The organism is Maricaulis sp. (genome assembly GCF_048268525.1).
Lineage (GTDB): Bacteria > Pseudomonadota > Alphaproteobacteria > Caulobacterales > Maricaulaceae > Maricaulis.
This window is the reverse complement of record NZ_JBLWVH010000002.1, coordinates 133020-152519: the sequence shown is the minus strand read 5'-3', so window position 1 is coordinate 152519 and position 19500 is coordinate 133020. Positions and strand designations below refer to the sequence as shown.

The 19500-nt window shown below is 63.4% G+C and carries 18 protein-coding genes; 9 read left to right on the top strand and 9 right to left on the bottom strand.

Translation table 11 applies throughout. The annotated features are described in order from the left end of the window. Window positions 1-332: 332 nt before the first annotated feature. The 5 genes from ACN0X9_RS02140 to ACN0X9_RS02120 are packed head-to-tail and all read right to left on the bottom strand — an operon-like array spanning window position 333 to window position 6587. Window positions 333-3755 carry a hypothetical protein gene (locus tag ACN0X9_RS02140; protein ID WP_417485990.1) on the bottom strand — a complete coding sequence of 1141 codons (3423 nt, stop codon included), beginning with the start codon at window positions 3753-3755 and terminating at the stop codon, window positions 333-335. Beyond that, window positions 3739-4470, bottom strand: coding sequence for a MotE family protein (locus tag ACN0X9_RS02135; RefSeq protein ID WP_417485989.1), 732 nt, complete (start codon window positions 4468-4470; stop codon window positions 3739-3741). Before ACN0X9_RS02135 ends, ACN0X9_RS02140 begins: the two co-directional genes overlap by 17 nt. Window positions 4471-4474: 4 nt before the next feature. After that, window positions 4475-4867: a DUF6468 domain-containing protein gene (locus ACN0X9_RS02130; protein WP_417485988.1), complete on the bottom strand. Its 393-nt coding sequence runs from the start codon at window positions 4865-4867 to the stop codon at window positions 4475-4477. Beyond that, entirely contained in the window at window positions 4864-5994 is a 1131-nt protein-coding gene (gene fliM / locus ACN0X9_RS02125) for a flagellar motor switch protein FliM (protein ID WP_417485987.1), read from the bottom strand. Before fliM ends, ACN0X9_RS02130 begins: the two co-directional genes overlap by 4 nt. Before the next feature lie 29 nt (window positions 5995-6023). Further along, complete coding sequence (locus ACN0X9_RS02120; protein WP_417485986.1) at window positions 6024-6587, bottom strand: flagellar basal body-associated FliL family protein; 564 nt, start codon at window positions 6585-6587, stop codon at window positions 6024-6026. A 262-nt stretch (window positions 6588-6849) separates the two neighbouring features. Between ACN0X9_RS02120 and ACN0X9_RS02115 the strand changes: the two genes are divergently transcribed. The 4 genes from ACN0X9_RS02115 to flgH are packed head-to-tail and all read left to right on the top strand — an operon-like array spanning window position 6850 to window position 10130. Then, window positions 6850-7599 (top strand): flagellar hook-basal body complex protein, encoded by a 750-nt coding sequence (locus tag ACN0X9_RS02115; protein ID WP_417485985.1) that lies wholly within the window; start codon window positions 6850-6852, stop codon window positions 7597-7599. 16 nt (window positions 7600-7615) lie between these two features. Continuing rightward, window positions 7616-8401 carry a flagellar basal-body rod protein FlgG gene (flgG, locus tag ACN0X9_RS02110; RefSeq protein ID WP_417485984.1) on the top strand — a complete coding sequence of 262 codons (786 nt, stop codon included), beginning with the start codon at window positions 7616-7618 and terminating at the stop codon, window positions 8399-8401. Between the two features lie 12 nt (window positions 8402-8413). Then, window positions 8414-9358 (top strand): flagellar basal body P-ring formation chaperone FlgA, encoded by a 945-nt coding sequence (flgA, locus tag ACN0X9_RS02105; protein WP_417485983.1) that lies wholly within the window; start codon window positions 8414-8416, stop codon window positions 9356-9358. 16 nt (window positions 9359-9374) lie between these two features. After that, window positions 9375-10130, top strand: coding sequence for a flagellar basal body L-ring protein FlgH (gene flgH, locus ACN0X9_RS02100; protein WP_417485982.1), 756 nt, complete (start codon window positions 9375-9377; stop codon window positions 10128-10130). Between the two features lie 118 nt (window positions 10131-10248). Here flgH and dksA read toward each other — a convergent pair whose 3' ends face one another. Next, complete coding sequence (gene dksA, locus ACN0X9_RS02095; protein WP_011643887.1) at window positions 10249-10677, bottom strand: RNA polymerase-binding protein DksA; 429 nt, start codon at window positions 10675-10677, stop codon at window positions 10249-10251. Between the two features lie 160 nt (window positions 10678-10837). Beyond that, a complete protein-coding gene (locus ACN0X9_RS02090; RefSeq protein WP_417485981.1) occupies window positions 10838-11248 on the bottom strand; it encodes a flagellar assembly protein FliX in 411 nt (136 codons plus the stop codon). 249 nt (window positions 11249-11497) lie between these two features. Here ACN0X9_RS02090 and ACN0X9_RS02085 point away from each other — a divergent pair, with 249 nt between their 5' ends. Genes ACN0X9_RS02085 through ACN0X9_RS02070 form a run of 4 tightly spaced genes read left to right on the top strand, consistent with a single transcriptional unit; the run spans window position 11498 to window position 14137 of the window. Next, entirely contained in the window at window positions 11498-12613 is a 1116-nt protein-coding gene (locus tag ACN0X9_RS02085; protein ID WP_417485980.1) for a flagellar basal body P-ring protein FlgI, read from the top strand. Window positions 12614-12615: 2 nt separating this feature from the next. Continuing rightward, window positions 12616-12942 carry a rod-binding protein gene (locus tag ACN0X9_RS02080; RefSeq protein ID WP_011643890.1) on the top strand — a complete coding sequence of 109 codons (327 nt, stop codon included), beginning with the start codon at window positions 12616-12618 and terminating at the stop codon, window positions 12940-12942. A 2-nt stretch (window positions 12943-12944) separates the two neighbouring features. Continuing rightward, entirely contained in the window at window positions 12945-13394 is a 450-nt protein-coding gene (locus ACN0X9_RS02075; protein ID WP_417485979.1) for a flagellar basal-body protein FlbY, read from the top strand. Between the two features lie 47 nt (window positions 13395-13441). After that, complete coding sequence (locus ACN0X9_RS02070; RefSeq protein ID WP_417485978.1) at window positions 13442-14137, top strand: class I SAM-dependent methyltransferase; 696 nt, start codon at window positions 13442-13444, stop codon at window positions 14135-14137. On the opposite strand, the gene ACN0X9_RS02065 is transcribed toward ACN0X9_RS02070, so the two are convergent. Further along, window positions 14134-16887 (bottom strand): hypothetical protein, encoded by a 2754-nt coding sequence (locus ACN0X9_RS02065; RefSeq protein WP_417485977.1) that lies wholly within the window; start codon window positions 16885-16887, stop codon window positions 14134-14136. The two genes, ACN0X9_RS02070 and ACN0X9_RS02065, sit on opposite strands and share 4 nt — an antisense overlap. A 238-nt stretch (window positions 16888-17125) precedes the next feature. Between ACN0X9_RS02065 and pseB the strand changes: the two genes are divergently transcribed. Further along, entirely contained in the window at window positions 17126-18199 is a 1074-nt protein-coding gene (gene pseB, locus ACN0X9_RS02060; RefSeq protein WP_417485976.1) for a UDP-N-acetylglucosamine 4,6-dehydratase (inverting), read from the top strand. On the opposite strand, the gene pseC is transcribed toward pseB, so the two are convergent. Next, complete coding sequence (pseC, locus tag ACN0X9_RS02055) at window positions 18196-19362, bottom strand: UDP-4-amino-4,6-dideoxy-N-acetyl-beta-L-altrosamine transaminase (protein ID WP_417485975.1); 1167 nt, start codon at window positions 19360-19362, stop codon at window positions 18196-18198. The two genes, pseB and pseC, sit on opposite strands and share 4 nt — an antisense overlap. Window positions 19363-19500: the final 138 nt, after the last annotated feature.

Genomic DNA, 19500 nt, shown 5'->3' with positions numbered 1-19500 from the left:
GGACGGGAGGCGCGAGCTCAGTCACTTGTGCCCGGAAACGAGCGGAGCCTGTCCGCGCGACGGGGATGACTTCCCGAAGCTCCGGCAGGGCGTGCGACCAGGTCGCGGGGCACTAAACGACCGACCCCATCTACCTGACGCATTGGAAACGGGGTGGAGACAGCCCGGGAAATCTCCGCGAACGGGATGTCGACGATGTCACGTTAATCATATCAACCCGATGTCGAATGACATCCCGTTCCCTCCCATCCTTCGGCGCGAAAGCGTGCGGAGACGAAGAGGCATGGACGTCACGGAGGGACACGTACCAAAGGTACATGACCCAAGCCCAGTCAGCTCGGCCCACCGCCATTCACGAAGCGCGCCCGGAAGGGTTCCATGAAGGCATCCAGCGTATCGATGCTGGCGATACGGGAGGCCATGTCGGAGAAGCGGACATTGCCCGGGGTCGCCCCATCGTCGGTCAGCAGGCTGAACGCGGCCGCCTGGTCTGTCAGTGTCATCGCTTCGCCATAGCGCTCACCCAGGCGCACCGCGCCCGCCGTGTCCCGTGACAGGCTGTATGCGATGGCGGCACGCAGGAGGTCGTCTTCCTCGGTCGGTTCCAGCGGAGCCGGATCGGAATATCGATTGCCGAGAATGCCTTCCAGACGACGGCCGGCATTGCGCCAGTCGCGCTGGGTCCAGGCCACATCAGCGCGCAGGCGGCTGGCGGCCTCGGACTGGTCGGAGGCGATCAATTCCAGCGCCTGATCCGATCGACCCAGCTCGGACAGGGCCCGCGCTTCAAGCAGATAGCGTTCATCGACCAGCTCTTCCGGGAGGCCGGCTATGCGCGATCGCCGGATCGTGTTGAGGGCATCCTCATAACGGCGGTCCATCAGGTAGACGATGGCCAGATCCGTTGCGACCCGCGCCCGGGCCAGCGGTTCGCGCAGGCGATAGTCGACCTGGTGCTGCAACAGCTCAGCGGCCGGATCGAGCAGGTCGAAGGCGATCAGCCGGTCGGCCAGGCGCCGGATCATGCGGTCACCATCGGCACCGATCGGGGCCAGGTGTTGATACTGGTAGAAGATCGCGACGGCCTCAACCGGGTCCATGCGATCAGCTTCGCCATCCAGGAACAGGCGACGGAAGATCGACACCATGTCCTCGCCGATACGGCGTCCAGCTTCCGATTCCGGGAAGCGCGCCTGGGCCGTGGCCATGGTTTCCAGTCCACCGGCGAAGTCGCCGGACTGGACATAGAGTTCGCCAAGCGTGCGGACCGTTTCCAGCTCGATCGTGTCACCGCGCCAGCGGAATCGCAGGTTTTCCAGGTTCTCGATGGCTTCGCTGCGGCTGATCAGGCCTTCCTCCAGCTGCAGCCGGTTGAGGTCGTACAGGGCCCGGGCTTCCGACTCCGGATGACCGGACTCCGACAACTCCTCGAAGCGGCGGATCGCCTCGGTGCGGTTACCGCCGGCCTCCGCCAGTCGGGCCGCGACGAAGCGGGCGTCCAGACGCGTCTGCCAGTCCGGATCACCGGCCTCAACGGCATAGAGATAATCCTGGGCCGCAGCGGTGTCGCCCAGTTCGAGAGCGGCTCGGGCATGGGCGGCATTGAATCGCGCCTGCCATTCCGGCGGATAGTGATAGACGGTCGCTTCGCCGGTATTGAACCGGCGGCGGGCGTCCTGCCACCGCTCCTCTTCGACAGCAATCATGGCGCGCCAGAGGTCGGCTGCGGGATCCTGCGCCAGGGACGCATGCGACAGGTAGGCCGTTGCGTCTTCCGGGCGATGCAACATGTAGCTGGCAACAGCTCGGAGCGACCGAACGTGCGGGTCATCGACCAATTGCGGCTCGGCGGCGACGGCCAGTTCGACCATGCCCAAGGCCTCCGGCGCCAGGTCGCGGGCCAGCAGGAAACGCGCAAGCGCTATCTGCCCGTCCGTACCATCTTCCAGCGCGGTCCGGCGCAGGCGGGCATTCCATTCATCCATGTATCGACCGGCACCGCGCCAGGCGTCGAAATACATCAGGGCCGGCGAGGAAATATTGGCCAGGACAGAGCTTTCCACGTCAGCGCGGCCGGCGGTGGCGGCCGGTGTCAGGTCCAGCCCGCTGGGACGGCTGATCGCCGCACCGGCGCCGATCAAGGTAATCTCGATGTCTTCGGCAACAGCCTGCACAGCGCCGCCCTGGGCACTGGGCAACAAGGCTCCACCAACGAATTCGCTGCGCGCAGCGAGTCCCTGGATCGGACCCAAGGCGGTAATCACGCCAACCGTGTCACCGACCACCGGATCATCGATCCAGCGGATGGCGTGGGCGCTGGCCATATCCATCAATATGCGACCGGGTCGACCCCGACGGGCATCCCGGCGCACGGTGATCGGACGCGGAGGAGCATCAATCCGCTCGGACAGGACCACGGTCCAGCGATTCCCGTCCAGGCGGGCTTCCGCCTGCGAAGTGGCCGGCACGATCAGGCGTGCAGCCGCATAGGTCTCGCCATTGACGCCGGTGAAGTTGCGAACGTGGCGCCGGCTGGCGCCATCGAGCTCGCCGAGGTCGAGGTCGGCAGCCGCATCGAAAACCACCCAGATCGCCTCACCCCGCCGGAAAACCGCCATGCCGAGTGGCGCCTGCCAGTTGAAGTCGATCCTCAGATCGCCGTTGAAATCAGAGACTTCGGCGCGCACAACGCCGTCGGTCGGGACCGGGTTGGCGCCGGGCCGCGAAGCTGACAAATCCGTCGGACCGTTGTCGGCCAAGGCAGCAGCAGGCGGCGGCGTTTCGGCAGCAACCGGCGCAGGCTCCTCGGCCGGACGTGTGGCAGGACGTTGCGGACGTGGAACAGGGACCGGCTCGGCCTCTGCCTGCGAAACCGCGTCGCCGGCAATATCATCCGGTTCGAATTCAGCGCCGGTGGCCGCCTCGATTTGCGCCAGCAGAGTCTCGGCATCGGCAAAGGCCGGGTCAGGCAGATCGATCGCGACACGCCCGCCCTCGCCCCAGGCCCGCACCTGGACGCCGGGCTCGACATCGAGCGTCAGGACAAATTCATCACCGTCGCGTGTCGCCGTCAGACCGTTGAGGAACCGCGGCGGAGATCCGGCCAGACGGCTCAGATCAACATCCGCCGGCGCGTCAAACCGCACTTCCGCGACATCTCCGGACTGACTGACCGAAACCTCGACCTCTCGCGGCCAGAGCAATTCAATCCGTGTGTATTCAGTGGCTTGGCCGACCCGGTATTGCACTGGCAGCGCCTCAGCAGGCGGCGGTGCAGGCGGGGGCAGCGCGGCCTGTTCAGCAGCCAGGCGCGCGGCCTCGATCTCACGCGCCTCACGGGGCGAGACAATGTCGTCCGGTCGGGCTCCACCCACCGGGACAAAATCGATCGCGACCTGGTCGTAACTCGCCGAGGCATAAGCCTCGACAGTCTGGTTGAGGGCGATACGGAGCGTCGATCCGTCAGCATCCAGCCGGGCTCGCGCAGCAAGCCCTTGCAGCTCCCCACCCAGTGAAGACCCATCGGCGTCCAGCGGTTCGCTCAGACGGGCGATCAGGACTGTATGCTCGACGGTCACATCGGCCGTCGGCTGCCTGTCGGCCACCGCATCGTCATAATCGATCAGCAGGCGCAGGGAATTATCGCCACGCTCGACACTGAGCGTGGCTGGCGACTGGGCCAGGGCTGTTGACGCCAGCAACAGCGGCAGGACGCATCCGGCAAGGCCGGCCGTATGTCTAGTCGCCCTCGGCAATCCGCGCCTCCAGCTCGGCGACGGTTTCCGGCAGGTCCGACCGGCGTGCCATGCGCTCGGTCAGCGCCGCGGCGGCACCGGTATTCATCTCGGCCAGGATTGCCCCGAACACGCGTTGCGACATGCGTGAGGCGATCTGCAGCTGGGTATCCATGTCCAGGGTCGCGATGCGCTCGGAGGAATCGCGGGGGTCCATGGCGGAATACCAGGACACAATCACCTGCATGTCTTCATCTTCGCGGTCCGACAATTCGCCGGACAGGCTTTCGATCTGGGTCCGCAGGGCATTCAGCTCGGTAATCTTGGTGTCCACCCGCTGTTCCATCGCCAGCATCAGGGCTTCGCGTGTCTCCAGCTCGCGCTCGCGACTGTCGAGCTCGGCGCTACGCTCCCGCAAACGGTAGATGACGCGTTCTTCCTCGGCTGTCCGGACACCACTCGCGATCCGCTCGGCAAAGGCGGCGGACACGTCCGACGCACTCGGCTCGTCCCCGGACGGTATGGGCGCAGCGTGATCGGCCGGCATGATGGGCGCATCCTCGCCTTCTCCGGCTTGATTTTCGCCCTGGGCCTGCTCTGAGACTTCGGCGGCCATGGCACTGCCCTGGGCTTCCCACCAGTCAGCCGCACCATTGGCGATCGACAGTGTCTTGAGACCCAGCAGGCCGCCCATCAGGACGGCAAGCACGGTGAGGAAGCGAAGGGGTTCGCGCATGAGACTATCTCACATCCTTGAGGTCATTGATGACGCGGGAGCCGGCTCCGTCCGGAAAAATGTCGGCAGCGCGGCGACGCGGAGCCCGGCGCTGGGCCAGGCTGTCGGCCTTGCGGTCGACATTGCCGGTCACCAGATGGAGTTCATCGGCAAGGGTCCGCGCTTCACTGACACGCTTTTCCAGCACGTCGACAGACTGTGCGGTGGCACGTTCCAGGGCGCCAAGGCTGGCGCGGGCACGATCGGTCGCCTCATTGAGGGCGATCACCGACTCGCGCACCCCGTCCTGGCCCTTCTTCAGGGCGCTGAGACGGCGATCCACGCGCCAGCACATGACGACAGCCACGACCAGGAGCGCGGCCACGAGGCCTTCGAAAATCAGGGCGGCGAGTGTCATGCAAACCTCATCATGGCTTTTTTGGCGCCCGGCGAGAGCGGTCCGCTCAGGCGCAGGGCAACATTGTGTCCGATGCGACCCATGCGGCCGCGGGTCAGGGGGACCTGACCGCAGCGCAGCTCGACATCACTGCTCGGCGACGCGTCGAGATAGAGCGTGTCACCCACTTTCAGATTGGCCACGGTGCCCAGGGACACGCGCTGCTCGTCGAGCACGGCCTGGACCTCCATCTTGGTCGACCAGAGTTCGGTCGCCAGGTGGCCTTCCCAGATATTATCACGTCCGAATTTTTCCCCCATGAACTGCTGGAGCAGCATTTTCCGGATCGGCTCCAGAGTCGCATAGGGAAGAAGAAGCTCGATTCGACCGCCGCGGTCTTCCATGTCGATCCGCAGCTTGACCAGAATGGCCGCATTGGCCGGTCGGGCAATAGCGGCAAAGCGCGGATTGGTCTCGACACGCTCGAGGTCAAATTCGACATCGGTCAGCGGTGCGAAGGCCTGTTTGGCATCGCCCAGAACGACTTCGATCATGCGCTGGACCAGCATCCGCTCGATCGTGGTGTAGGGCCGGCCTTCGATCCGCATGGCCGATGTGCCGCGGCGACCGCCGAGCAAAACGTCCACAATCGAGTAGATCAGGTTGGAGTCGACGGTCAGCAGGCCGTAATTGTCCAGCTGCTGGGCCCGGAACACCGCCAGGATGGCCGGCAGCGGGATCGAGTTGAGGTAGTCGCCAAAGCGGATCGAGGAAATATTGTCGAGCGAGACCTCGACATTGTCCGAGGTGAAATTGCGCAGAGACGTCGTCATCAGCCGCACGAGGCGGTCAAAGACGATCTCCAGCATCGGCAGGCGCTCATAGGAGACCAGCGCCGAATTGATGATCGCGCGGATGCCGGACTTGTCCGCAGCGTCGTCATCAGAGAGCGAGAAGCCAAGCAGGCTGTCGATTTCGTCCTGGTTGAGGATACGCTCGGCACCGCCGCCGACGGTCGGCAGCTCCTGCTCGTCGTCCTCGGCACCGACCATGGCCTCCCATTCGGATGCCAGGTCGAGGTCGTCTCCGTCCTCGGCCATGGCCTCCCATTCGGCCGCCAGTGCATCTTGGTCCATATCGTCAGACATGCGTGTGCTTTCCGTTGGTCGCCGTGGGCCTAGTCGACAATCATGAATTCCTGGATCCAGACCGCGTCGATCTGCGCGGGCTCGATGGCCAGGTTGACCCGGCGCAGCAGCTCCAGCTTCACGCGGTGCATGCCGGCAGAGCCGTAAAGGTCGTCCTCGCGCAATTCGCGCAGAAACATGATGAACTGGTCCATGATCGGGTCGACATGCTCTTCCAGGATCGGACCGAGATCGTCGCGGCTGGATTCAAACGTGATCTTCAACTGTACGATGACCGGCCGCCCGGTCGCCGAGCGGATATTGGTGGTGATGGTCTCTTCGGTGCCGTCGCCCTCGCGCAGGTCATAATAATATACCTCGTCAGTGGCGTGGCTGTCGGCGCCGCCATGACCGTCCGCACCCTCACCATGACCGGCGTCGGCATGTTGTTCTTCATCATCGCCGCCACCGGCGAACATCATGAATCCACCGACACCCGCGAGCAGCAGGATCAGAACGGGAAGACCGATAAAGAGCACCAATTTCAATGGGTTCTTCTTCGGCGCCTCTTCGCCTTCGGCGTCGTCTTCAATCTCTTCGTTGTCGTCAGCCATGACCAGGCTCCCAGTCGGGGGAATCATCTGATCCCATTAACGGCCAGCGCGGTTAACGTTTCGTAGTGATTGGCGGCGACCCGGCAACTTCTTCCCCCCGCTGTGACGGTCTTTGCCGGAAAGGCTTGCCGGGCTTTTCGCCTCCTCCCCGTCAACCTCTTGTTTTCCATGAAAATTAACCTTGGCACGCCGCGTGCAGCAGCACTGGCAACTGCCGCGCAATGACGACGGCGGACCCCAGGCTCCAGAAAGGAACCGCCCGATGGACAACGCAATGATGATCGGCCTCTCGCGCCAGATGACCCTTCGCCGGTCTATGGATGTCGTGGCCAACAATATCGCCAACGCAAACACGGCCGGATTCAAGGTCGAATCCCTGCTGCTGGAAAACCGCGCCGCCCCGACCGCGACACATGATGACGGACCGAGCGACGTCCAGTTCGTCAATACATGGGGCATGGCACGCGATTTCCGCCAGGGGGAATTGGCCTTCACCGGTCGCGAATTCGACCTCGCCATTGATGGCGAAGGTTTCTTCGCGGTTGAGACGAATGGCGAAGAACAATTCACCCGCGACGGACGCTTCCGCCTTGATGGTGCCGGCCAGCTGGTCGCCTCCGACGGCGCCCCGGTGCTGGACGCCGATACCCGCGGCCCGATCCTGATCGACGCCTCGGCCGGCAGCGTCCAGATCGTCGATGGCGGCATGATCATGCAGAACGACCAGCAGATCGGCCGGATCGGCGTGTTCGAGATCGCCAACCGCTCGGAAATGTCCAAGCAGGGCAATGGCCGCTACACCATCCCGCCGATCGAAGACCCGGCCAACGAGCCGCTGGCGATGATCGATCCGACGGTGAGCCAGGGCTTCGTCGAGCAGTCCAACGTCCAGTCGATCCTCGAACTCACCGACATGATGTCTGTCATGCGCAGCTATCAGTCGGTCTCGAAATTCCTTGAACAAGCAGAAGATCTGAGCAAGCGCGCCATCGAGCGCCTTGGCCGGATCTGATCGGAGGAGAACGAATATGCGTGCTCTCACCACCGCCGCCACCGGCATGCAGGCCCAACAGCTGAATGTCGAAGTGATCTCGAACAACCTGGCCAACATGAACACCACCGGGTTCAAGCGCCAGCGGGCCGAGTTCCAGGACCTGCTCTACCAGAACGTCCAGCAGATGGGCATGGACTCATCCGACGCCGGCACCATCGTGCCGACCGGTGTCCAGGTCGGCCTGGGTGTCCAGACCGCCTCGATCTATCGCATCACCGAACAGGGCGCCCTGTCGAACACCGGCAACCCGTTGGACCTGGCTATCTCCGGCCATGGCTATTTCCGGGTGCAGATGCCGGACGGGTCGGACGGCTATACCCGCGCCGGCAATTTTTCGACCAGCCCCGAAGGCGAACTGGTGACGACCGACGGCTATACCGTCGCACCGGGGATCGCCATTCCCAATGGTGTCCGCGAGATCTCGATCAATCAGCAAGGGCAAGTCCAAGCCCTGATCGACGGCCAGACCGATCCGCAAACACTCGGCCAATTGGAGCTGGCGACCTTCTTCAATGAGGCAGGCCTGGAAGCGCGCGGAAACAATCTGTTCCTGGAAACCGCAGCGTCCGGCGCAGCCAATACCGGCACGCCGGGCTCACCGGGCTTCGGTTCGGTTCGCCAGGGCTTTGTCGAGACCTCGAACGTCAATTCGGTGTCCGAGATCACCTCGCTGATCCAGGCCCAGCGCGCCTATGAAATGAACGCCCGCGTCATCACCGCATCCGACGAGATGATGGCCGCTTCCTCCAACCTTCGCTAACGGGAGAAATTGATGATCCGCACAAGTCTCATCGCACTCGCCTGCCTCACCACGGCCCCGTTTGCGACCTCCTCAGCGCTGGCGGCCGAAGCCGTCGTGTTGCGCGAAACCATCCGCGTCGACAGCGCCCAGATCACCCTGGGCGATCTGTTCGACATCACCGGAGAGCAGGCCGACATCGTTTTGGCCCGCGCCCCGGCGCCCGGCAGCCGCACCGCGCTGGACGTCAATTATGTCCGCCGTATCGCGCTCGAGAATGATCTCGACTGGGCCAATGCCGGCGGCCTGCGCCGTCTGTCGATCGAACGCGCCAGCCGCGTCGTCTCGGCCGACACGCTGGCCGACATGCTGGAAGGCGAGCTGTTCGCCTCGGAAGGGCGGGTTCACGATGTGCAGCTGTCCAACACCGCGATGGCCTTGCACGCCCCGCTCGATAGCATTGGTGGTCCGGAGATCCATGATCTCTCCTTCGACAGCCGCTCGGGCATGCTGGCTGCCGAAATCGCGCCCTATCACGGCGCCCAGACGGTCCGTGTCACAGGCCGGGCCTACGCCACGATCGAACTGCCCGTGCTGGCCCGCCCGGTCGCATCCGGACAGGAAATCACGGCCTCAGACATCACCTGGATCAGTCATCGTTCGGACCGTCTGCGTCCCGATGCCATTCTCGACCCGGAAGCCCTGATCGGCATGGAAGCGCGCCGCGCCCTGCGGCCCAACGAGCCGCTTCGTGGCTACGATCTGCAGCGCCCGCTGATGGTCGAGCGCGGCGACCTGGTCGTCCTGATGTTTGAAGTTCCCGGCATCCAGCTGACCGTGCGCGCCCGCGCCATGGAAGACGCCGCCGACGGCGAAGTTGCCCGCTTCGTCAACCTGCAATCAAACCGCACGGTGGAGGCCCTCGTCGACGGCCCGGGTCGTGCCCGCGTCGGCACCTCGCCGTCCGCCAGCTTCTGATCAAGGAGATCACGCCATGATCCGCAAACTCGCCGCCCTCATCGTCGCCGCTGCCGCCCTGCAAGCTTGCGCTGTCTCCGACCGTCTGTCCTATGTCGGCCAGACACCGCCGATGACGCCAATCCAGAACCCCGCCGAACTCGCCGGCACCGGTCCGTCGCAACTGCCCATGCCAATGCCGCGCATGCCGCAACAGCGCTATGCGACCAATTCGACCGCCAACAACTCGCTGTGGACCGCCAATTCTCCGACATTTTTCGGTGATCCGCGGGCTGACCAGGTCGGTGACATCGTCACGGTCAACATCGCCATTTCCGACAGCGCCCAGCTGAACAACACCACCAACCGCAGCCGTTCATCGGCCGAGGACAGCGACCTGACCAGCTTCCTGGGCGCCGACCTGACCGGCTTCTTCAATGACAATATCGACCCGACCTCGATGACCAGCCTCGGCTCGACCTCGTCGCTGGCGGGTTCGGGATCCGTCAACCGCACCGAAAGCATCTCGCTGACTGTCGCGGCCCTCGTCACCCAGGTCCTGCCGAATGGCAATCTGGTGATCGCCGGCCGTCAGGAAGTCCGCGTGAACAATGAGGTGCGCGAACTTCTCATCACCGGCATTGCGCGTCCGCAGGACATCGGGTCTGACAATACGATCGCCCACACGCAAATCGCCGAAGCCCGCATTTCCTACGGCGGTCGCGGACATCTCTCTGATGCCCAGCGCCCCCGCTACGGCCAGGAACTCTATGACATCCTGATGCCGTTCTAGGACCACGAATCCCCACCACCATCGGGACCAACTGGGCCGTTGCGCAACACGCGCGACGGCCCATTTTTTATCGGGAATTCACAATAGGAGCGTGCGGCGTAAGGCCTGGAACGCGCTATCAGCTGTCGCGGTGGACGCGTTCCTTGCGCTCGTGGCGCTCCTGCGCCTCGAGGCTCAGCGTGGCGACGGGGCGGGCGTCGAGACGGGCCAGCGAGATCGGCTCTCCGGTCTCGTCACAATAGCCGTATTCGTCCTCTTCCAGTCGGCGCAAGGCCTTGTCGATCTTGGAGATCAGCTTGCGCTGGCGATCACGGGCCCGCAGTTCCAGCGAGCGGTCCGTCTCGGTCGACGCACGGTCGGCCAGGTCGGGCAGAGCCCCCATATCCTGCTGGAGATTCGTAATCGTCGAGCGGCTCTCCCGGAGGATGTCATCCTTCCAGGCCATCAGCTTGCGTCGGAAATATTCCTTCTGCCGGTCATTCATGAACGGCTCGTCTTCCGACGGGAAGTAATCCTTGGGCAGTTCGATCGGTTCAGCTTCGCTCATCGCTTTCCACTCAACTCCACGCGGTACAGCGCTCTCCCCCAGAAAGCGGGCGGAGAATATGCACCGAGCCGCTCAAGTCAATGTGGAGACGCTGTTGCTACACCTGTCAGAGAGAGCAAATAGCGAAAAACCTTGAATGATTTGTGTCGAAATCCGCGAGCTAGCTGAACTTGGCCAGCTCCACCGCGGCCCGGGTCTCGACCTCGTCGAGCGCCGCTTCGAGACGGGCATCATTGGTCGCGTCCCGACGGGTCTGCAGAAGATCCATCAGCGCGATCAGCTTGGCCCGTGGCAGGCCACCCTCGAGCAAGGCAATCTTGAGCTCGTCGAGCATGTCCAGCATGTCGAATGCGCGATCGGTCGCCTGCTTGCGGGCATGGGTGAAGTCCTCAACGCCCTGCAACGCCAGGATGGCATCAACCGACTGGACCGAGGACACACCGCTTGCCGTCATCCCGGCGCCGGCCTTGGCCGGCGTATCCAGCTTGAACGCTTCACCGGACGTGCGCGAAGTGGTCTTGCGCTTGCCGGCAGAAACGGAACTGGTTGAGCTGGGTCCGGAGACTTTCATGGCAGGAATCATTTCCTCGTGATGACGCCCAATGGATGCGGCCGGGGCGATTAACAGAGACTTAACCCGATTGCCCGGATCGGCAAAATCTGCCGGTGCGCTATTGCAGGCGGCGCGTTTTTCCGCCCCTGCGATCAGCACTCTACTCGCCAACCCATTGTTTTTCAGCGTTTTATTTTATTAACCAAATCCGGAATTCTGGCACGCCTCTGGCAAGGTCGTGGGCGAACCTGTTCCGGAGACCGCAAAATGCGCCTGATCATCGCCCTTCTCGCCGCCTTGTCCTTGGCGACGCCCGCCCTGGCGTCCTCCCGCATCAAGGACATGGTTGATGTCGAGGATGTCCGCGACAACCATCTGGTCGGTTACGGCCTGGTGGTGGGTCTGGACGGGTCCGGCGACAGCCTGCGCAACTCTGCCTTCACCAACCAGTCGCTGAACGCGATGCTGGAACACTTCAACGTCAACACCCGCGACGCCAACCTGAACACGCGCAATGTCGCCGCGGTGATGGTGACGGCCTCACTTCCGGCCTTCTCCTCGCAGGGCAGCCGGATCGATGTGACGGTTTCCGCCATTGGCGACGCTTCCAGCCTGCAGGGCGGCGTGTTGATCGCCACCCCGCTGTTTGACAGCCAGAGCCGCGCCTGGGCCGTTGCCCAGGGCTCGCTCGCCGTCGGCGGCTTCGAAGCCGCCGGTGACGGCGCCAGCATCACCCGCGGCGTGCCGACTTCAGGCCGCATCGCCAACGGAGCCCTGGTCGAAAACCCGTTCGAGGGATCCGGCATCGACCCCTGGGCCGAAATTGCCAACCGGGCCAGCCTGCGCCTGTCGCTGCGCAATCCCGACTTTACCACCGCCCGCCGCATGGCCGATGCCATCAATGCCTATGTCGGCCCCGGTTCGGCTCGGGCCACCAATCCCAGCACGGTCACACTGCAGCGCCCGAGCCATTTCGACGGCGACATGATCGACCTGCTGTCCGAGGTCGAACAGCTTCGCGTCGAGGCCGATATCCCGGCCCGCATCATCATCGACGAAAATACCGGCACCATCGTGATGGGCGAGAATGTCCGCGTCTCCACCGTCGCCATTGCCCAGGGCAATCTGACCATCACGGTGACGGAAAGCCCGATCGCCAGCCAGCCGGCTCCCTTCTCCGAAGGCGAGACCGTTGTCCTGCCGCGCACCGATGTGTCCGTTACCGAAGACGACATGCAGCTGGGCGTTCTCGAGGAGAGCGTATCGCTGAGCCAGCTTGTCGATGGGCTGAACGCCATGGGTGTCACCCCGCGCGACATGATCACCATCCTCCAGGCCATCAAGGCAGCTGGTGCCCTGCAGGCCGAAATCGAGGTGCTGTAGTCATGGACGGCATGCTGGAACTGCAACTCGCCAATGCCACCGGCGCCGGCCGCGCCCAGGGTGCTCCCAATGTCGGCGGAGCTCGCAACGAGACCGAAGCCCGCGCCATTGCCGAGGACTTCGAGAGCTTCTTCCTGTCGCAGATGATCGAGCAGATGTTCGCCCAGACCGGCGAGGAAAACCCGTTTGGTGGCGGCTCGGGCGAGCGCGCCTTCACCGGCCTGCTTCACGAGGAATACGCCAAGGTGATGGCCCAGTCCGGCGGACTCGGCCTCGCCGACCGCCTGACATCAGAAATCCTGCGCTATCAGGAAACCGGGGAGATCTAATCATGACCGAACTTGCTGCCGGCAATCCGGCTGAACGCGCTGAGGGCCTGCTCAAGCTGACCCGTCGCCTGACCGACCTGATCAATGAGGAAACCCGCCTGTTCCAGGACCGCCGTCCGCACGACGCGCTGGGCCTGCAGGACGAAAAATCCCAGCTGGCGAACATCTATCGCGCCGAGGTCGCCCGCGCCCGCAAGGAGCCGGCGCGCTTTTCCGGCGCTCCGGCACCGATCAAGCAAGCCTTGCGCGATGCAACGACCCGCTTTCACGAGTCACTGGCAGAGAATGGCCGGATCGTCGGCGCGCTGAAGACCGTCACCGAAGGGGTCGTAAAGGCAATCGCCGACGAGGCCGCGAGACAACGGTCGACCGCTGGTGGTTATGGTCCCGGCGCGTCGCAGCAGACCGGGCGAGGCGGCAATTTCGCTATCGCGGTCAACCGCACTGCCTGACCTGGACCAGCTGATCGCGCTAGACTGTCCGTGAGCGGGCGGCAATCTTGCCTGATCAGGCCGGCTGCGGCATGCCCTTTGCCATGAGCCAGTCCTCCGACACACCTGTAAGACAGGCCTACGATCTGTGGGCCGAGCGATATGACAGCGATCACAACAAAACCCGCGACCTCGATGCGCGATGCCTCATGGAGGCGAACCTCGAGCTGACCGGCAAGAATGTGGTGGAATTCGGGGCCGGGACTGGCAAAAACACCGCTTTTCTGGCCCGGCACGCTGACCAGGTCCTGGCAATGGACCTGTCACCGGGGATGCTCGACCAGGCGCGAAGCAGACAGCTCGGCGCTCGCGTGCAATTCCTCGAACACGATGTGACCTCGACCTGGCCGCTCAAGAGCGGGTCGGTCGACCTTGTCATTGGCAATCTGGTCCTCGAGCATATCGAAGTACTGGCGCCGGTCGTCAGTGAGGCTGCCCGTGTCCTGCGGCCGGGCGGGTTGCTGTATCTCGCTGAGCTCCACCCCTTCCGCCAACTGCAGGGCAGCCAGGCCCGTTTCGAGCAGGCTGACGGCAAGGAGGTGCGCGTTGATGCCTGGTATCACGGCGTCGCCGATTACTGTGCGGCCGCCTGCGACGCCGGCCTGCGGCTGGTCGACCTGCGTGAGCCAGCCGACAGCGCCCTCACCGTCGGCGCCAGAGCTGTGCCGCGCTTGCTGGTGATGCAGTTTGTAAAGACTGACTAGAGGAAGAGTCCGGCCTGGCTGCCGCCGCCGGAGTTCAAGCGGGCCAGTCCCGCCTGGTAATTGGCCAGCTGGGCATTGTAGTAGGCTGGCACGGTGCCGCCCTTCTTTCCGGCCTGCGGCCCGTTCAGCAATTCCTTCAGCGCCGGATCCATGGTCAGGTCGCGGTAGGCCCGCTGGACCTTGGACAGGGCGTCCTGCAACGCCTCCATTGCCTCGGTCGCGGTATCCTCATCGGACAGCGACATCACCGTCGGCAGATCGAGCGCGAACAGGGGCGGTGCATCCGTCGTCTTGTCATCATCATCCAGGAGCGAACCCGTATTGACGATCGCGCCAGCCGAGATGCCCAGCGATTTCAGGAGGTCGCGGCCTTCGCTGCCAGCGAACAGCTCGATCTTGGAGCCTTCCGCCGCCTTGATACGCAGCATGTCACCCTCGCTCGAACGACGTACATCAGCGGTTCCGTCCAGGACCAGTTTCGCGTTGATCTTGAAGCTGAGCGACCGCATCGTGTCATTGGCGTCGATGGAGATTTTCTTGCGACGGTCGCCGTTCACCGAAACATAGAAGAAGTCGTCCTCACGGGCAGAGCTGCGGTCCGTGACCAAGCGGCTGTCGGAATAGGTCAGCGTGCCGGTCGGCAGACCAAGCGCGTCGAGCACGCTGTCATCGGTGGTCGACAGGGCGATGCCCTTGGCATCGGCCAGACCACCGCGACCGGAAATCTGGGTGGACCAGTCGAGCGCGCCGGTCGACGCATCAAGCTGGGCCGCGAACGCATCGCGCTCGCCATTCAGCGTATCGCCATTGATGCCGCCCAGCGTCTTGCCGGCGATGTAGATCTTGCCGTCATGCACCTGAACGCCGGCGGCGCTGTCATCCTTGTCGGAACCGACAAAGGTCAGGAAGTCGGTGGTCGGCGCGCCGCCATCGGACAGCTTCATCACGAATGCGTCGCGCACACCGCCCGCATGGGCGGAAACCGGAGCCGTCGGTGCGAATGCGTCGCCCGCCGCGCCGGTAAGATAAATGCCGGTGGCGTCAATCGCGAGACCACCGACACGGCCATCATCGAGGTCACCAAGGTCCTGCTCCCAGATCGCAGCAGAGGTATCGTCACTGACATCGAACTTGCGCAGCACGGCGTGGCCATCCTCTTCGCTGGCCACGACCAGATTGCCGTCATCGGCGATGGCAATTGCCGACACCGACTCATCGCCGGCCGATCCGACCCGGCGCGTCCACAAGGTGGTGCCGCTGGTATCGATGGCGCGGATATAGCCGTCCGAATTCCCGCCCTCATGGGCATCACCGCCGAACGCGCTTGCCGACTTGCCGGCCACATAAACCGTGCCGTCATCCCCGATCGCAACGGTGGCCGCCTGATCATCCTTGGTCCCGCCGAAGCGCTGGGTCCATTGCTCCACACCGCTGGCAGAATATTTGACCACGACGCTGTCACTGCCGCCAACATTGGTTGTGTCACCGAGACCGCCCTCGACCTTGCCGGCGACAACTACATTGCCGCTGGAATCGGTCGCGATCGACAGCCCCTGCGCACTTTCGGCTGCGCCGAGCACACGGCTCCAGACGCGATTGCCGGTCGAGTCATACTTGGCCAGGATCAGGTCCTGCTCACCTTTGAGCACCTGACCATCGGTCGAGGCCGAGGCATGACCGACAACGAAAATGCCACCGTCAGCCGACGCTGTCGTTGCGTGGATTTCGAGCGGATTGTCTTCCTGCTTGATACGGGTTTCGCCCTCTTCACCGCCGACGACGGCGACTTCAGAGGTGCTCGGATCAGCGCTGAATCGGGTGGTGTAACCGGTCTGGGGTGTTCCGCTGGCCAGGTCGGTCAGTTTCACGACCTGTCCACCCGCACTGTCATTGATGCCCGAAACGCCCGCAAAATAGAGCGCCGGCTCGGCGGCTGCAGCGGAGAAGGAAATGGTTTCCGTCGAGACACCGGAAATCTGGAAACCGTAGTTATTACCGGGAACGACACCGACATCATTTTCTTCGCCGATCTTGGTGCGCTCGAAGCGCGAGAGCACGCCAGCGGCTTCCAGCCGGGTGTTGATGTGATCGGAAATGTTGTCGAGATTTCGCGTTGTCGCGCCCATGTCGGCCAGATTGATGTCGATGGTCTGGGTAACGCCGCTTTTCTTCACCGAAATCGAGAACTGGACATCGCCTGTCAGGCTGGCGACTTCGGCATCAAAATCACCGGTGTGGATCGTGTCGGTCGTATATTGCGACGTGCCGCGCGCAATCGCGACTTCGCTTTCGATCTTGGACAGCTGCTCGCCCTTGAGCAGGGTCAGGCCTTCCAGGTCCATGTCGTCAAAAAAGCCGTCCAGTTGTGCAAGACCGGATTGGAAACTCTTGTCGAGGAAGGAACGGCGGCTGTCCGCGGTCGTTTTATCCTGCGCTTCCTCGGCCAGGGCAGCGAGGCGCTTAAGACCCTGGTGCAGAGAGAAAAGCTGCTTGTGGTCATCCGGCGCATCCAGGCCGGAGAATTCGCGGTCAGGATCATTGAAGAAGATGCCGTTGGCGAGAACCTTGCGGCTCATCTCTTCCAAGGTCATCAGGTTCGGCGAGCCGATCTCCCAAGGCGCCGGGGCGGTCGGTTGCTGGGAGCGCGCAGACGACGCTGTCGACAATGAAGTCGACGAGGCCAGCGAGGCGCTGATACGTGAATTGTACCACCCCGTCAGAAGCCCGACATCCAGTCCGATAACGCTCACGGCGAGTATCCTTTACATTCGACGTTACATTCTGGGCCTCAAACACGAAGAAAGTGTTGCGAGACAAGGTAAATCGGGAGCTTCAAATTGTCCGCAAAAGCGCGACCGGCAGCGACAGATGACAGGCCTGCTCACAGATGCGGGAATCTGCTAGTATCCAGCGCTGACGGACATGCCTAACGCACCGTTAACCTTGGCAGCGCAGCGTCGGACACTGGATACGAATCGCGAGGCCCGCATGTCAGACAAGACAGTGCCCGAAGCGTCTTTCGAGGAAATGATGAACCAACGCTCCTTCCTCGACCCACGCATGCCGCTCGACGGCAAAACCATTCTCGTCACCGGCGGGACGGGTTCGTTCGGCCGCAAGCTGACCGAGACCATCTGCGCCGAGTACAAGCCGAAAAAGCTGATCATCTTCTCGCGCGATGAGCTGAAACAGTATGAAATGGCTCAGGATTTTTCGCCCAGCGACTATCCCTTCCTGCGCTATTTCATCGGCGATGTTCGCGATGAATCGAGGCTCGACCAGGCGATGCGCGATGTCGACATCGTCATTCACGCAGCCGCGCTGAAGCATGTCCCGATCGCCGAATACAATCCGTTCGAATGCATCAAGACCAATGTCATGGGTGCCGAGAATGTCGTGCGCGCCGCCATCAAGCGCGGCGTCAAACATGTCTGCGCCCTGTCGACCGACAAGGCCGCCAACCCGATCAATCTCTACGGCGCCTCGAAACTGGCGGCGGATAAAATATTCACGGCCGCCCAGCACATGGGCGGTGAAGGCGGTCCGGTCTTCTCGGTGGTGCGATACGGCAATGTCGTCGGCTCGCGCGGTTCGGTCATTCCCTATTTCCGCCGCCTGATCGACAATGGCGCCAAGGAATTGCCGATCACCGACCCGCGCATGACGCGGTTCTGGATCACGCTTGAGCAGGGCGTCAATTTCGTGTTGTCCAGCCTGTCCATGGCCCATGGCGGCGAGATCTTCGTCCCCAAGATCCCCTCGATGAGTACAGCCGATCTGGCCCGCACCATGGCGCCGCACCTGCCACACAAGGTGATCGGCATCCGTCCCGGCGAAAAGCTGCACGAAATCATGATCCCGGAAGACGATGCCCGTACCACAATCGAGCTGGACGACCGGTTTGCGATCCTGCCCGCCCATGGCGCCAAGGTGACGGCCCGGTACCTTGCCAGCGGTGGCCACCTCGTTCCCGACGGCTTCAATTACGCGTCCAATACCAATCCCGAGCAGCTGACCGATGCGGCACTGCGCCAGTTGATCGGCATGGCAGCGGCAGCCTAGCGGCTCACGACCCTCGCAAGGGCATCGACCACATGGGCCGGATCCTCATCGAGCATGTCGACATAGAGCGGTAGCGACAGTGTGCGCTGATAGTAGGACTGCGCACCTGGCAGGACCTGCCGACCATAGCGGGCGATGTAATAAGGCTGCTGGTTGACCGGAATGTAATGCACCTGGCTACCAACGCCCTGCTCGGCCAGGCCCGACATCACCGAGGCGCGGCTTTGCCCGATCCCGTCGAAGTCGATCCGGACCGGGTAGAGGTGCAGGCACGGTTCACAGTCAGGGGTCCGAGCGAGCGGCGCGACCGGTATGCCAGCGTCCGCCAACGCCACGTCATAGGCCCGCGACAGAGCTGTGCGCCGGCTCGCAAAACTGTCAAGCCGATGCAGTTGCGACAAGGCCAGGGCCGCCTGAATGTCGCTGAGGCGGTAGTTCCAGCCGAGGACCTGCATCTCGTGCCACCAGGGCTCATCGTCCCGGCGCTGATGGCGCGCGGCGTCCCGCTCGATGCCATGGCTGCGCAACTGGCGCAAACGGCGCGCCAATTCGGGGTCATTCGTCGTCACCATGCCGCCCTCTCCGGCCGCGATGGTCTTGACCGGATGGAATGAGAAACAGGCTGCCCGTGAATGGAGACAACCGCCAACACGCTGTCCTTTCCAGCGCGAGCCGACTGCATGGCAGGCATCCTCGACCACTACCGCGCCTGACCTGCCGGCAATCGCGGCGAGGTCGTCCATGGCTTCGCACTGCCCGGCCAGGTGGACAGGCAGGACGGCGCGGGCCTTGCCGCCAGCGCGCTCCAGCGCCGCAGCGAGACTGTCCGGCGTCATCAATCCGGTGTCTGGGTCCACATCGGCGAACACGACATCGGCGCCGCAATAGAGCGCCGCATTGGCGGTGGCCATGAAGGTTATTGCCGGAACGATACAGGTATCACCGGGCCCAACCCCTTCCGCCGCCAGGGCGAGATGAAGGGCCGTGGTCCCGTTTGAGCAGGCGACCGCATGCTCCGCGCCGACTATGCCGGCGAACTCGGCCTCCAGGGCATCGATTGTGGGGCCTGTGGTCAGCCAATCGCTGCGCAGGACGTCAACCACAGCCTTGATATCGGTTTCGTCGATCGATTGGCGGCCATAGGGCAGAAACCTTTTGGGCATGAGCAATACTCCCTGCGGATCCCGGCGAGGCAACTCTCAACCGCCATGATGACGGAAATGATGGATTGAGTCGCTCAAACGGAAACGGCCCCCGGAGAACCGGAGGCCGCGCCGTGGTGGTGGAGGTGGGTGGGCGGG